Raw genomic sequence first — 13,371 nt, 5'->3', positions numbered from 1 at the left:
TTCCGGTGGTCCGGTGTACGGGATGGGGACGGACGGTGCCGGTGCGGCGGCGCGCCGGCCCGGCTAAGGCGCGGCGGTCCCGGACGCCTCTTCCGAGGGATCGCCGTGCGGGTCCGTGGGCGCCGGTGATTCGGGCGGGAAGGACGGGCCGCCCGTGTCCGCGGCGGGGGACCCGGAGCTCGCCGGGGGACGGCGGGAGCGGTGGAACGCGCCGAACTGCGTGCCCGCGTCCCGGCCGCCCCCGGCGTAGCCCTCCGACGGGCCGGCCCCGGCGTCGCGGCCGCGGTCCGCCGCCGCCATCGTGCGGCCCGCCGGCCGCACCGGCAGGCCGCCGGGCGTCGCCACCCGGCGCACACCCTGCGGCGGGACGGGCACACTGCCGCCGGCCGTGCCCGCTGCCGACATGATCCCGGCCGTGCCTTCCCACGGGGCTGCTCCGGCCGTGCCGGTCCCGGCTGTCGTGGCTGCCGCGGTGCTGTCCCAGGAGCGTGCTCGCGTGGTGTCGGGCTCGGTCGCTGTGGTTGCCGCCGTGCTGTCCCCCGAGGTCGCACCGACCGCGTCCGGCCCGCCTGCGGGGGTGGCTGCCGGGGCCTCCCAGGAGGTTGTCCGGGTGGTCCCGGGCTCGGCTGCGGCGTGCGGTGCCGTGGCCTGCCACGTATCGACCCTGCCGGGTCCGGACGTCGTGGCTGCGGCGGTGCTGTTCCAGGGGGGCGTTCCGCCCTCGTCCGGCCCGCCTGCGGGGCTTGTTGCCGTGCTGTCCCACGAACTCGTTCCGACCGTGTCCGGCCCGGCTGTTGGGGTGGTTGCCGTGCTGTCCCAGGAGGTCGTTCCGGTGCTTCCGGTGGTGTCGGGCTCTGTGGGTGTCGTTGCCGTGGCCTGCCACGTGCCGGCCGTGCCCGGCCCGGACGTGGTGGTGGCTGCTGCCGTGCTGTCCCACGAGGGCGTGCCCGCCGTGCCCGCCCCCGATGTCGTCGGGGCGTCGGGCAGCGGGACCGTGAGGCCGTGGGCCGGGGTCACGTGCCCGGTCGCCTGCTGCTCCGGCCCGCCGTTGCGCGGCTGAGCGAGCAGCTGCGGCGGCAGCAGCACCACCACACCCGTACCGCCGCGCGACGAGGGCCGGAAGCTGACGCTCATGCGGTACTTCACGGCCAGCCTGCCGACGACGGCCAGCCCGAGCCGGGTGCCCTGAAGGGTGGCGAGGTCGGTGACCCTGCCGGACACCGCTTCCTCGGCCCGGCGCATCGCCGCGTCGGACATGCGCAGACCGCTGTCCTCGATGGTGACGACCAGGCCGGCCGTCCGCTCCTCGACGTAGACGTGGACCTCGTCGACCGGCGGGGAGAAGTTCGCCCCGTTGTCCATCAGTTCGGCGAGCAGGTGCATCACACCCTCGGCGGCGAAACCGACGACGGCGGCCGTGCTGGAGGAATGCAGCCGCACCCGCTGGTACGCGGCGATGCGCCCGACCGCGCCGCGCAGGACGGATTCCATGGGGATCGGCTTGTTCCAGGCGCGGCTGGCCCGGCCGCCCATGAGGAGCGCCAGCCGGTCGGTCATGAGACCGAGCTGGGAGGCGTTGTGGTCGAGCTTCAGCAGGTCGCCGAAGACCTCCTCGCCGTGCCGGTCCTGCATCTCGCGGAGATCGGCCAGCATGGTCACGGCCTTCGCCTGCACCCGGCTGAGGGCCTTCGCGCTCGCGCCCTGGGCGGCAGCGGCCCGTCGCTCGCTGAGTGCCAGCTCCCGCACGGTCGTCTCGAGCAGCACGCGCAGCCGGGAGTCGGCGGGCCGGTCCAGGCCCGCCATCACCGTCTCGGCCGACGCGCCGGTGCGCAGATGCGCCACCGCGGCCGGAAGGGCGACCGTCGTCATCCGGTCGACGCCGTCCGCGGCCAGCGCCAACTGCCGTACGGCGGCGGCGCAGTTCGCCGCGGACGCCCGCGCGCGGTGCTCCGCCGCGCCCACCTCCGTGGCGAAGGCCTCCAGCATGCGCCGCAGTTGGGCGTCCTTCGGACCCGGCGTGCCGGTCAGGGCGTCCTCGACGGTGGCACCGTCGCGCAGTCGTTTGACGACGGCGGGGACGGTGACGTTGAGCAGGTGTGCCGACTCGGCGGCGAGCTGCGCCGACCGGGCGCGGAGCGTGCGCAGTTCGCCGCTCGCGGCGTCGCTCGCGCCTCGGCGTCGCCGCAGCGTCGCCGACGCGGCGCCGGCGGTGGACGCGACGCCCAGCCAGGCGACGCAGACCGTCACGGCCACCCACGCGCGGGCGGATGCGGGAGCGGCCACGACCACCGCTCCGCCGGCCAGGGCGGCCGCCAGCAGCGCGGTCAGCGGCAGGGGGACGGGGGAACGCCGTGACGTACGCGTCCGGTGTGGTGTGGGAGCCACTGACATTCCGCGATCCCTCGCTGCTCGAGTGCGGGAAGAGCTGTGGGGACAGGCGGCCGGCCGGCGCCTCGGCCCCGGATCGCCTGCCACGGGCGACATGTTGACGCCGATCACTGACCGTGATCCTCCGAGAGCGTGCGGTGCTCATGCTAGCCAGCGGTGCGGTCGTGGACTCCGGAGTGCGCGCACTGTCCACAGAACGGTGGAGTTGTGCGCGAAGCGGCCTCCGCGCGCCGCTTCGCGTGGTAAACGGCGGGCGCCGGGTGGCCCTTGGGGCGAACATCACAGCACGTCACGCCCGTCGTACGGGGCCGGGCCGACTACCGTGGGCGGGTGCCGAAGAACAGAAACACGTTCTCATCGCCTGCCGCCTGGTGGCGCCGCGGACTCGCACGCGCCGTCCACCGCGGCTGGCAGTGGGTGCAGGAGGCGGGCGCCGTCACGGCCGACCGTCCCGGGCGGCTCGACTTCCGGCGGATCGGGACCGGCACCCGGCTCGCCTTCCCGCAGGGGACCGTCTTCGGTGAACCCTGGATCGAACTGGGCGCGCACTGCATCATCGCCGAGCAGGTGACCCTGACCGCCGGGATGATGCCGGGCCTCGATCTCGGCCCCGATCCCATCCTGACCCTGGGGGACGGGGTGGTCCTGGGGCGCGGCAGCCATGTCATCGCCGACACCCGTGTGACCATCGGCTCCGACACGTACTGCGGTCCGTACGTCTACATCACCTCGACGAACCACAGCTACGACGACCCGCACGAGCCCGTCGGCAAGCAGTGGCCCCGCACCGATCCCGTCTCGATCGGCCCCGGCTGCTGGCTGGGGACGGGCGCGGTGATCCTTCCCGGCGCCCGGCTTGGCCGCAACGTGGTGGTGGCGGCCGGCGCGGTCGTACGGGGTGAGGTGCCCGACCACTCCGTGGTGGCGGGAGCCCCCGCCCGCGTCGTACGCCGATGGGACGAGGCCGACGGCTGGCAGCCGCCGTTGCGCACGCCCGCGCCGGTACCCATCCCGGAGGGTGTCACCCCGGAGCAACTGCGGGCGCTGGCCGAGCTCGAGAAGCAACTGCCGCGGACGGGCGTCGACGAGGTGACCCTGCCGCAGGCGGGTGCCGAGGACGGGACGGTGCCGGGGACGGCGGCTCCCGGCCGGGCGGTGTCCGGGCTCGAAGGGCGCTGATCAGCCGCTCGCCAGCAGGACCGTGCCCACCAGGGCCAGCCCGGCGCCGGCGGCCTGCACCGCGCGCAGCCGTTCCTTGAGGATCAGCAGCGCCGCGAAGACCGTCACCACCGGATACAGATTGGCGAGGACCGCGGCCACCGTGACCGGCCCGGTCTGCGCGGCGATCGAGTACGTGCCGTTGGCCGCCACGTCCGCGAGGCCGACGAAGGCGAGCGCCGGCAGCGAGCGCACGACGGTCCGCAGGCCGCCGTCCTCCGGCAGTGCCCGGCCGCCGCGCCTGACCGACACCCACAGGGCGGCCCCGCCGACGGCGACGTTGGTGACGCGCTGGACGAACAGCGCCAGGAACAGTCCGGTGAGCGTGGTCGACGCCTCCGCGATCAGGGCCAGTACGGCGCCGAACCCGAAGGCCGCGACGAGCGTCATCAGGACCGCCTGGCGCTGCACCGGCGCACCCCGCAGCTCGGGGCCGCCCGCGAGGACGATGCCGGCCACCGCCACCGCGATCCCCGCGAACTGGAGCACTCCGGGCCGCTCGCCCAGCAGGAGCCCGATGCCGACCGGGACGGCGACGCCGAGTGAACCCAGTGGTGAGACCACGCCCATCGGGCCGAGCGCGAGGGCCTTGTAGAAGCAGAGCATCGCCACCGGTCCCACCGCGCCGGCCGCCACGGCGTACCAGAGTCGCGGCCCGGCCTCCGTGAAGCCGCCGGTCGCGACGACGATCGCGCCGAGGACCACCACCGCGACGGACTGGGAGGCGACGACCACGGTGAGCGCGGGCGTGCGTCGCGTGAGCAGGCCGCCGCCGAAGTCGGCCAGTCCCCACAGGAGACTGGTGGCCAGGGCGAAGAGTGCGGTCATGCGATGCCTCGCAGTACAGTGCGGTGAACGATTCGGTGCATCACACGCTAGTGCAGTCTATTGAACTCTGTCATCCAGGATATTGGACGGAATGTGTCGGACCTCGATCAGCTCACCCAGTCGCTCGCCCGCAACCTGAAGCACTGGCGTGGCGAACGGGGCTTCACCCTGGACGCTCTCGCCGCCCGTTCCGGCGTCAGCCGGGGGATGATCATCCAGATCGAGCAGGCGCGCACCAACCCCAGCGTCGGCACCACGGTGAAACTCGCCGACGCCCTCGGCGTCAGCATCACCACGCTCCTCGACTACGAACAGGGCGCCCAGGTCCGCATCGTCCCCCCGGAGCAGGCCGTCCGTATGTGGTCCACCTCCACCGGCAGCTCCACCACGCTCCTCGTCGGCAACGAGCGCGGCGGGCCGCTGGAACTGTGGTCGTGGCGCTTGATGCCCGGTGACGAGAGCGCCTCGGACCCGCACCCCGACGGGACGACGGAACTGCTGCACGTCACCGCCGGTGAACTGACCCTCGTCGTCGACGGACAGGCCCACGCCGTCCCCGCCGGCACCTCGGCCACCTTCGAGGCGAACGTCCCGCACGCCTACCGCAACGCGGGCGACGCCGTCGTCGAAGTGATCATGGCCGTCTCCGTCCCGCCCGTCCGCTGACACACCCGATCGCCGCCGTGCGGCGTGGTGTTAACGTGCGGCACATGCGCGCACCCATCGGGAACTTCGACGATGCCACCCCCGCACCCGACTGCCTCGACCTCCTCGTCGCACCCGTAGCGGCGGCCGTGCGAGCCTGGCGCGGCGACGTGCCGGCCGAGCAGATCGTCTACGTCGACACGGATCCGGAGATCGCCGACACCGCCGTCTTCGTCGAGCACTACGGCCGCGAACTGCTCGGGCAGTCGGCCAACTGCGTCGTCGTGGCCGGGAAGCGGGGCGGCGCCACCTCGCTCGCCGGCTGCCTGGTCCTGTCCCACACCCGTGTGGACGTCAACGGTGCCGTGCGCAGACAACTGGGCGCCCGCAAGGCCTCGTTCGCGCCGATGGACACCGCGACCGGCGAGAGCGGCATGGAGTACGGCGGGATCACCCCGGTCGGGCTGCCCGCCGACTGGCCGCTGCTCGTGGACCCGGCCGTCGTCGACACCGAATGGGTCCTCGTCGGCAGCGGCCGCCGACGCGGCAAGCTGATCCTGCCGGGCAAGGCGTTCGCCGACCTGCCCGGCGCCGTGGTCGTCGACGGCCTCGGCATCTGAGGCGGGCCGGCCGGGAAGACCCGCCCCGCCGGGAGCGCACGGCGGCTCAGCCCAGACGCGGGATCTCGATCGCGGGGCACCGGTCCATGACCATGTCCACGCCGGCCGCCCTGGTGCGCGCGTACGCCTCCTCGTCGATCACGCCGAGCTGGAACCACACGGCCTTCGCACCGATACCGACGGCCTCGTCGGCCACCGCGCCGGCCAGACCCGAGTTCACGAACACGTCGACGACGTCGACCGGGAACGGGATCTCGGAAAGGCTCGCGTACCCCTTCTCGCCGTGGACCGTCTCGGCCTTCGGGTGCACCGGCACGACGCGCTTGCCGTAGCGCTGGAGCACATCGGCCACGCCGTATGCCGCCCGCTCCTCGTTGCTGGACAGGCCGACCACCGCCCAGGTGTCACCGGTGGCCGTCAGGATTCTGCGGATCGTCTCTGCGTCTGCGTACATGCCACGAGAACGGGCGGGAGGTCCCCGCGATTCCCCGGTGGCCGAACCCGCCCCGAACGGCGCATAGGGTGGCCGGATGCAGGAGCAGTACCGGACGGTCGCCCGCGAGGGTGTCCACGAGACCGAGATCAACCGATCGCGCTTCATCTGCGCGCTCGCCCCGGCCGCCACGGAGGAGGAGGCCCAGGCCTTCGTCGCGCGCATCCGCAGGGAGCACCCGACCGCCACGCACAACTGCTTCGCCTATGTCGTCGGCGCCGACGCGGCCGTGCAGAAGGCGAGCGACGACGGCGAGCCCGGCGGCACGGCCGGGGTGCCCATGCTGCAGATGCTGATGCGCCGGGAGATCCGCTACGTCGCCGCCGTCGTCACCCGGTACTACGGAGGCGTCAAGCTCGGCGCGGGCGGGTTGATCAGGGCGTACGGCGGCGTCGTCGGCGAGGCCCTGGACGCGCTCGGCACCGTCACCCGCAAGCGGTTCCGGCTCGCCACCGTCACCGTCGACCACCAGCGTGCCGGAAAGCTGGAGAACGACCTCCGGGCGACCGGCCGTCAGGTGCGCGACGTCACATACACGGACACCGTCAGCATCGGGATCGGGCTGCCCGACGCCGACGTCGACGCCTTCCGCGCGTGGCTGGCGGACGTCACGGCGGGCACGGCCGGGCTGGAACTCGGGGGCGAGGCGTACGGAGATGCGTGAAGCCGCCCGCATTGTCCGACCCCACAGATACGCTCACGGATCATGAGACTCCTGCACACGTCGGACTGGCACCTGGGCCGGTCGTTCCACCGGGTGAGCATGCTCGACGCCCAAGCCGCCTTCCTGGACCACCTGGTGGCGACGGTGCGCGAGCGTGAGGTCGACGCGGTGCTGGTGGCGGGAGACGTGTACGACCGGGCCGTCCCGCCGCTCGCCGCCGTGGCGCTGTTCGACCAGGCGCTGCACCGGCTCGCGGACGCCGGCGTGCCGACGGTGATGATCTCCGGGAACCACGACTCGGCGCGCCGCCTCGGCGTCGGGGCGGGACTGATCGACCGGGCCGGCATACATCTGCGCACGGATCCGGCGGGCTGCGGCACCCCCGTCCTGCTCGCCGACGAACACGGCCCGGTGGCCTGCTACGGGCTGCCCTATCTGGAACCGTCCCTGGTCAGGAACGAGTTCGGGACGGAGAAGGCCGCCCACGAGACGGTGCTCGCCGCGGCGATGGAGCGGATACGGGCCGACCTCGCCGCCCGCGAGGAAGGCACCCGGTCCGTCGTCCTCGCGCACGCCTTCGTCATGGGCGGCGAGGAGAGCGACAGCGAGCGGGACATCACCGTCGGCGGTGTCTGCGCCGTCCCCTCCGGCGTCTTCCGCGGTGTGGACTACGTGGCCCTCGGACACCTGCACGGCTGCCAGACCATCACCGAGCGGATCCGCTACTCGGGCTCCCCGCTCGCCTACTCCTTCTCCGAGACCGACCACCGCAAGACGATGTGGCTCGTCGACCTCGACGCCTCGGGAGCCGTCACCGCCGAGCGGATCGACTGCCCCGTGCCACGCCCTCTCGCCCGGCTGCGCGGCACCATCGAGGACCTCCTGGAGAACCCGGAGCTGGACCGGTACGAGGAGTCGTTCGTGGAAGCGACCCTCACCGACGCCGTGCGCCCGGCGGATCCGATGGCGCGGCTGACCCGGCGCTTCCCGCACATCCTCAGCCTGGTCTTCGAGCCGGACCGCGCTCCGCAGGACACGTCCGCCTCCTACGCCCAGCGCCTGCGCGGGCGCAGCGACCAGCAGATCGCGGAGGACTTCGTGGCCCATGTGCGCGGCGGCAACGGCCCCGACGACGGCGAGCGCACCGTGCTGCGCGCCGCCTTCGAGGACGTACGGGTCGACGCCGGCGTGCGTGAGGTGGCCGGGTGAGACTGCACAGACTCGCCGTCACCGCGTTCGGGCCCTTCGGTGCCACCCAAGAGGTCGATTTCGACGCCCTCGCCAGCTCCGGGATCTTCCTGCTGCACGGGCCGACGGGAGCGGGCAAGACCTCCGTCCTCGACGCCGTCTGCTTCGCGCTGTACGGCGCGGTCCCCGGTGCGCGCCAGAGCCCCGGGACGTCGCTGCGCAGCGACCACGCCCCGGCCGGCACGCCGACCGAGATCAGCCTCGAACTGACCGTCGCCGGACGGCGGCTGGAGATCACCCGCCGCCCGGCCCAGCCCCGCCCCAAGACACGCGGCAAGGGTTTCGTCACCGAGCGGGCGCACAGCACCCTGCGCGAGTGGGACACGGCGAACGGCGAATGGCTGCCTCTCAGCAAGTCCCACCAGGAGATCGGTGAGGAGATCACCCAGCTCCTCGGGATGAGCCGCGAGCAGTTCTGCCAGGTCGTCCTGTTGCCGCAGGGAGATTTCGCCCGATTCCTCCGAGCCGACGCGGAGGCCCGCGGCAAGCTCCTCGGACGGCTCTTCGACACGCGCCGGTTCGCAGCCGTCGAGGACCACCTCGCCGAACTGCGGCGCGCCGCCGAGCACCAGGTGAAGGCCGGCGACGAACGGCTGCTCGCCGTCGCCCACCGGATCGAGCAGGCCGCCGGCCCGGCGGCCGCGGAGTGGACCCGCCCCGAGCAGCAGCCCGGCGACCCCGGCCTCGCGGACGCCGTCCTGCAATGGGCGGCCGTGGCCCGCACCGGCGCCCGTGAGCGGCTCGACATCGCCGAGTACGCCCTCGCCGCCGCCGAGAGCCGGCACGCAGCCGCCCGCCGGGCCCTCGAGACCGAACAGGACCTGGACCGGCTCCAACGCCGGTACGCGGAGGCGCTGGAGCGCTCCGAGGCCCTCGAGACGCGGCGCGCGGAGCACGAGAGCCGCTGCGCCCGCCTGGAACGGGCCCGCAAGGCCGCGCTCGTCGAGCCGGCGCTGCGGATGCGTGACGCCGCCGAGCGCGAACACCGCACGGCGGAGGCCGAACGCGAACGGACCAGGACCGCACTGCCCGCCGAACTCACCGACGCGGGCGTGGACCTGCTCACCGGCGCCGAACGCGCGCTGCGCCAGGAACTCGGCGGCCTGGACGCCGCCCGCAGGGCCGAGACCCGCGCCTCGGACATCACCCGGGAACTCGCGGACCTCGACCGGCAGGCACGGGCCGACGACGACATCCTCGCCGAGGCGGCGGACTGGCTCGCCGAATGGGACGGCGTCCGCCGTGGCCACCAGGAACGGATCACGGCCGCGCAGGAGGCCGCCACCCGGGCCGAACACCTCGCGGGCCGGCTCGAGCCGGCCCGCGAACGACTGCGCGCCGCACAGGAACGCGACGACCTCGCCGCCCGCGCGGACAAGGCCGCCGAACGGCTGCGCACCCTGCACGAGCGCGCCAACGAGGCCAAGGCGGCCTGGCTCGACCTCAAGGAGCGCCGGCTCCAGGGCATCGCCACGGAACTGGCGTCCGCGCTCGTCCCGGGCGAGGCCTGTGCCGTCTGCGGCTCCGTGGAGCACCCGGCGCCGGCCCGCGCGGGCGCCGGACACGTGGACCGTGCCGCGGAGGACGCGGCCTACGACCGGTACGTACACGCCCGGAAGGCCAAGGAGGACACGGAGCGGGAGCTGGCCGTGCTCGGCGAGTCCCGAGCCTCGGCGGCGGCCAGGGCCCGCGGCCCGGAGCAGGCGTCCGCCGGGCACTCCCGGTTGGGGACGACCGTGCCCCTGCCCCTGCCCCGCTCCGGCGAGGACCCGGCGGTGGCGGACCTGCGCGGCGCGGTCGAGGAACTGGAGCGGGAGTACGCCGGCGCGCGTGATCTCGCGGCCGGAACACACGGCGCCCGCGAGGCACTTGAACGCGCGGAGCGGGAGTACGAGAAGCGGGTCACCGCCCGGCAGGAGGCGGAGCGGCGCAGCGCCGCCCGCACCTCCCGGCGGGAGACCCTCGACCAGGAACTGGCCCTGCTCGAGGACGACCTGGCCAGAGCGCGGGACGGCGCCCGCAGCGTCGCCGAACGAGCGGCGCAGCTGGAGAGCCGGGCCGGTCTGCTGACCGCCGCGGCGGACGCCGTCCGCGCCGTCGACAGCACCGCCCTGCGGCTGAAGGAGGCCGACGACCGGCTCGCCGACGCCGCCTTCCGCGCCGGCTTCGACACCCCCGCGGACGCGGCGGCGCGCCTGCTGACCGACGCCGAACAGCGCGACATCCAGCACCGTATCGACGCCTGGCAGGCGGAGGCGGCCGCCGTCGCCGACCGGCTCGCGGAGGACGACGCCCGTGCCGCGGCGGCCCGGCCGCCCGCGGCGCCGGAGACGGCCCACGCCGTCCACGAGGCGGCTGAACACGCACTGCGCGACGCCGCGTCGGCGCTCGACGCCGCCCGTGACAGGTGTGCCGAACTCGACCGGCTGTCCCGGCAGGCAACCTCGGAGACCCTCGCGCTGCGCCCGCTGCGCGAGGAGTACGACCTGGTGGCCGGCCTCGCCTCCCTCACCGCGGGAACCTCCGCCGACAACGAACGCAAGATGCGCCTCGAGTCGTATGTGCTCGCCGCCCGCCTGGAACAGGTCGCGGCAGCCGCCACCGTACGGCTCCAGCGGATGTCCTCCGGCCGGTACACCCTCATCCACTCCGACGCCCGCACCGGCGGGAAGCGCGCCGGCCTCGGACTGCGCGTCGTCGACGCCTGGACCGGCAGGGAACGCGACACGGCGACCCTGTCCGGCGGCGAGACGTTCTTCGCCTCGCTCGCCCTCGCGCTCGGCCTCGCCGACGTCGTCACCGACGAGGCCGGCGGCATGCGGCTCGACACCCTGTTCATCGACGAGGGCTTCGGCAGCCTCGACGACCAGACCCTCGACGAGGTGCTCGACGTCCTCGACTCGCTCCGCGAACGGGACCGCAGCGTCGGCATCGTCAGCCATGTCGGCGACCTGCGCCGGCGCATCCCCGCGCAACTGGAGGTCGTCAAGGACCGCGGCGGGTCGGCCGTGCGGCTGCGGACGGAGGCCGCCCTCAGCGACTGATCGGGCGGCGGCGCAGCGGCGAGGAGTAGACGACGCTCGTCGTCACGGACCCCAGTGCGCCGATCTTCCCGGAGACCTGCTCGAGGTGGCTCATCGAGCGGGCGGCGACCTTCAGCACGAAGCAGTCGTCGCCGGTGACATGGTGGGCCTCGAGGATCTCGGGCGTCGCGTCCAGCAGGTCGTGGAACGGCTTGTAATTGCCGTTCGGATAGCGCAGCCGCACGAAGGCGAGGATCGGCAGCCCGATCCGCTCCTGGTCCACGACCGCCGCGTACCCCTCGATGACGCCCGCCTCCTCCAGCCTCCGCACCCGCTCGGTGACGGCGCTCGGAGACATGGACACGGCCCGCGCCAAGTCCGCGAAGCTGGCCCTGCCCCGGGTCTGGAGGGCCTCGAGTATGCGCCAGTCGGTGGCGTCCGGTGAATATCCCGTCATGGCCGACACACAACAGGGGATCGCCCGGCGGATCAAGACGAGCGCCGGGGAATCCCACTTCCTGGAGACGATCACCGACCGTAGATTTCTGGACATGACCACAACGCAGAGCAACGCCCCGTTGACGCAGCAGGCCAACCCCGTCCTACGGGTGCCGCCCGCAGACCCGGCCGGCGCCGCGGCCTACTTCGGCGCGAGCCTGGCCTTCCACGCCGACGTCTCCGACGTCGCGGCCGCGCTCTCGGCCGGCGGCGACCCCGGATTCGTCGTTCTGGACTCCCGCTCCACCGAGTCCTGGGACCAGGGCCACATTCCGGGCGCGGTGCACCTGCCGACCGCTCTCGTACCCGAGCAGGCAGGGCAACTCCTCGACAGGTCCGTGCCGGTCGTCACCTACTGCTGGGGCCCCGGCTGCAACGGAGCCACCCGCGCGGCACTCGCCCTCGCCCGACTGGGCTTCCAGGTCAAGGAGATGCTCGGCGGCTTCGAGTACTGGGCCAGGGAGGGCTTCGAGTACGAGACCTGGCAGGGCCGTACCGTCCGCGACGCCGACCCGCTGACCGCGCCTGCCGGCGCGGACGACTGCGGCTGCTGAACGACCCGGGGGCCGTGCGCCGGTGGCCGCGTACAGGCCGCTTCGGCTCTCGGACGGACTCGGGGGCGGGCTCGGAAGCCGCATGACAACGCCCGGCGTATCGATCATGATGCATGGTCATGCCCAGGATGCCTTCTCCCTCCGCCGATTCGCTGCGCCGGGACCCCCTCCCGCTGCGCGGCCGCACCGCCCTGGTCACCGGGGCCAGCCGCACGGGCGGGATCGGCTACGCGGTGGCCCGGCGCCTCGCCGCGTACGGCGCGAGCGTCTACCTCCACCACCACGTTCCGCACGACGCCGTCCAGCCGTGGGGCGCGGAGCCCGGCGGGGCGGAAGCGGTCGCCGCGGGCGTGCGTGAAGCTCTCGGTGACCCCGATGCCCTCGTGTGCCACGGTCCCGCGGACCTGTCCGACGCCGACGCCCCGGCCGAGCTGCTGACCACGGCCGCCGACGCGCTCGGCGGTCGTCTCGACATCCTTGTCGCCAACCACGCGCTGAGCGGCTTCGACGGCGCACTGGACGGCATCGACGCCGCCATGCTCGACGCGCACTGGGCGGTCGACGCGCGCTCCGTGATCCTGCTGGTCCAGGCGTACGCGCGGCTGCGCGCCACGCTGCCGGCGACGCGGACGCCGGGCGGCCGGATCCTGATGATGACCTCGGGCCAGGACATCGCGGGCGGCATGCCCGGCGAGATCGCCTACGCCCTCGCGAAGGGCGCGCTGGCCTCCGCGACCCGCTCTTTGGCGACCTCGCTCGCCGGCCTCGCCGTGACCGTCAACTGCGTCAACCCGGGGCCGGTCGACACGGATTACCTGGACGGCGACGCGTACGAGGCCATCGCGGCGATGTTCCCGGCCGGCCGGTGGGGCATGCCGGACGATCCGGCCCGCCTGATCGCATGGCTGGCGACGGACGAGGCGGAGGGGATCACGGGGCAGGTCATCGACTCGGAGGGCGGGTTCCGCCGCTGACGCTGCGCGTGCACGGGACCGCTGCGCGGGACCTGTTCCCCACCCCGCCCCTTCCCGAACCGGGGCAGGCCCCGGACCCCGTACCGCCCTGCGGGCGGCGTACCGCGCTCCGCGCGGTGCCCTCAAACTCCGGGCGGGCTGGATTTCGCTTCGCGAAATCAGCCCCGCTGGGGGCACCTCCCACGGCCGCCAGGCCGTAGGGGGAGACTGAGGCGCGG

The 13,371-nt window shown here is 73.8% G+C and carries 12 protein-coding genes; 8 read left to right on the top strand and 4 right to left on the bottom strand.

Annotation, left to right across the window (positions count from 1 at the left end; translation table 11 throughout):
* Positions 1–63: 63 nt before the first annotated feature.
* Positions 64–2,391 (bottom strand): ATP-binding protein, encoded by a 2,328-nt coding sequence (locus AB0K36_RS18545; RefSeq protein WP_364595220.1) that lies wholly within the window; start codon positions 2,389–2,391, stop codon positions 64–66.
* A gap of 327 nt (positions 2,392–2,718) precedes the next feature.
* Here AB0K36_RS18545 and AB0K36_RS18540 point away from each other — a divergent pair, with 327 nt between their 5' ends.
* Positions 2,719–3,567 carry an acyltransferase gene (locus AB0K36_RS18540; RefSeq protein ID WP_364595217.1) on the top strand — a complete coding sequence of 283 codons (849 nt, stop codon included), beginning with the start codon at positions 2,719–2,721 and terminating at the stop codon, positions 3,565–3,567.
* Here AB0K36_RS18540 and AB0K36_RS18535 read toward each other — a convergent pair whose 3' ends face one another.
* Positions 3,568–4,434 carry an EamA family transporter gene (locus tag AB0K36_RS18535; RefSeq protein ID WP_364595214.1) on the bottom strand — a complete coding sequence of 289 codons (867 nt, stop codon included), beginning with the start codon at positions 4,432–4,434 and terminating at the stop codon, positions 3,568–3,570.
* A 93-nt stretch (positions 4,435–4,527) separates the two neighbouring features.
* Here AB0K36_RS18535 and AB0K36_RS18530 point away from each other — a divergent pair, with 93 nt between their 5' ends.
* Together AB0K36_RS18530 and AB0K36_RS18525 are read left to right on the top strand one after the other, a co-directional pair.
* The gene (locus tag AB0K36_RS18530) at positions 4,528–5,100 is read left to right on the top strand and encodes a helix-turn-helix domain-containing protein (protein ID WP_364595211.1); all 573 of its coding nucleotides are present in this window, start codon (positions 4,528–4,530) and stop codon (positions 5,098–5,100) included.
* 44 nt (positions 5,101–5,144) lie between these two features.
* Entirely contained in the window at positions 5,145–5,699 is a 555-nt protein-coding gene (locus AB0K36_RS18525; RefSeq protein WP_364595208.1) for a YbaK/EbsC family protein, read from the top strand.
* Positions 5,700–5,745: 46 nt separating this feature from the next.
* On the opposite strand, the gene AB0K36_RS18520 is transcribed toward AB0K36_RS18525, so the two are convergent.
* The gene (locus tag AB0K36_RS18520; protein ID WP_189470046.1) at positions 5,746–6,153 is read right to left on the bottom strand and encodes a CoA-binding protein; all 408 of its coding nucleotides are present in this window, start codon (positions 6,151–6,153) and stop codon (positions 5,746–5,748) included.
* A 76-nt stretch (positions 6,154–6,229) separates the two neighbouring features.
* Here AB0K36_RS18520 and AB0K36_RS18515 point away from each other — a divergent pair, with 76 nt between their 5' ends.
* Genes AB0K36_RS18515 through AB0K36_RS18505 form a run of 3 tightly spaced genes read left to right on the top strand, consistent with a single transcriptional unit; the run spans position 6,230 to position 11,148 of the window.
* On the top strand, positions 6,230–6,856 hold the full coding sequence (locus AB0K36_RS18515; RefSeq protein WP_364595204.1) for a YigZ family protein: 627 nt from the start codon (positions 6,230–6,232) through the stop codon (positions 6,854–6,856).
* A 42-nt stretch (positions 6,857–6,898) separates the two neighbouring features.
* Positions 6,899–8,065, top strand: coding sequence for an exonuclease SbcCD subunit D (locus AB0K36_RS18510; RefSeq protein WP_364595201.1), 1,167 nt, complete (start codon positions 6,899–6,901; stop codon positions 8,063–8,065).
* A complete protein-coding gene (locus AB0K36_RS18505; RefSeq protein ID WP_364595198.1) occupies positions 8,062–11,148 on the top strand; it encodes an AAA family ATPase in 3,087 nt (1,028 codons plus the stop codon). The genes AB0K36_RS18510 and AB0K36_RS18505 overlap by 4 nt, the downstream gene beginning before the upstream one ends.
* On the opposite strand, the gene AB0K36_RS18500 is transcribed toward AB0K36_RS18505, so the two are convergent.
* Complete coding sequence (locus AB0K36_RS18500; RefSeq protein ID WP_189470039.1) at positions 11,138–11,584, bottom strand: Lrp/AsnC family transcriptional regulator; 447 nt, start codon at positions 11,582–11,584, stop codon at positions 11,138–11,140. The genes AB0K36_RS18505 and AB0K36_RS18500 overlap by 11 nt on opposite strands.
* Positions 11,585–11,678: 94 nt before the next feature.
* Between AB0K36_RS18500 and AB0K36_RS18495 the strand changes: the two genes are divergently transcribed.
* Positions 11,679–12,179, top strand: a complete 501-nt coding sequence (locus tag AB0K36_RS18495) for a rhodanese-like domain-containing protein (protein ID WP_364595443.1) — start codon at positions 11,679–11,681, stop codon at positions 12,177–12,179.
* 119 nt (positions 12,180–12,298) lie between these two features.
* Positions 12,299–13,153 carry an SDR family oxidoreductase gene (locus tag AB0K36_RS18490; protein ID WP_364595195.1) on the top strand — a complete coding sequence of 285 codons (855 nt, stop codon included), beginning with the start codon at positions 12,299–12,301 and terminating at the stop codon, positions 13,151–13,153.
* Positions 13,154–13,371: the final 218 nt, after the last annotated feature.

Origin of the sequence: Streptomyces kurssanovii, assembly GCF_040677245.1 — a bacterium.
Classification (GTDB): Bacteria; Actinomycetota; Actinomycetes; order Streptomycetales; family Streptomycetaceae; genus Streptomyces; species Streptomyces kurssanovii.
Note: the sequence above shows the minus strand (reverse complement) of the source record. Positions and strands in the feature narration are given on the sequence as shown.

What these genes read in the sequence shown, in the direction of transcription:
- AB0K36_RS18545 (WP_364595220.1), bottom strand. Translation starts at nt 2,391, where the DNA reads ATGTCAGTGGCTCCCACACCACACCGGACGCGTACGTCACGGCGTTCC.
- AB0K36_RS18535 (WP_364595214.1), bottom strand. Translation starts at nt 4,434, where the DNA reads ATGACCGCACTCTTCGCCCTGGCCACCAGTCTCCTGTGGGGACTGGCC.
- AB0K36_RS18525 (WP_364595208.1), top strand. Translation starts at nt 5,145, where the DNA reads ATGCGCGCACCCATCGGGAACTTCGACGATGCCACCCCCGCACCCGAC.
- AB0K36_RS18520 (WP_189470046.1), bottom strand. Translation starts at nt 6,153, where the DNA reads ATGTACGCAGACGCAGAGACGATCCGCAGAATCCTGACGGCCACCGGT.
- AB0K36_RS18515 (WP_364595204.1), top strand. Translation starts at nt 6,230, where the DNA reads ATGCAGGAGCAGTACCGGACGGTCGCCCGCGAGGGTGTCCACGAGACC.
- AB0K36_RS18510 (WP_364595201.1), top strand. Translation starts at nt 6,899, where the DNA reads ATGAGACTCCTGCACACGTCGGACTGGCACCTGGGCCGGTCGTTCCAC.
- AB0K36_RS18500 (WP_189470039.1), bottom strand. Translation starts at nt 11,584, where the DNA reads ATGACGGGATATTCACCGGACGCCACCGACTGGCGCATACTCGAGGCC.
- AB0K36_RS18495 (WP_364595443.1), top strand. Translation starts at nt 11,679, where the DNA reads ATGACCACAACGCAGAGCAACGCCCCGTTGACGCAGCAGGCCAACCCC.
- AB0K36_RS18490 (WP_364595195.1), top strand. Translation starts at nt 12,299, where the DNA reads ATGCCCAGGATGCCTTCTCCCTCCGCCGATTCGCTGCGCCGGGACCCC.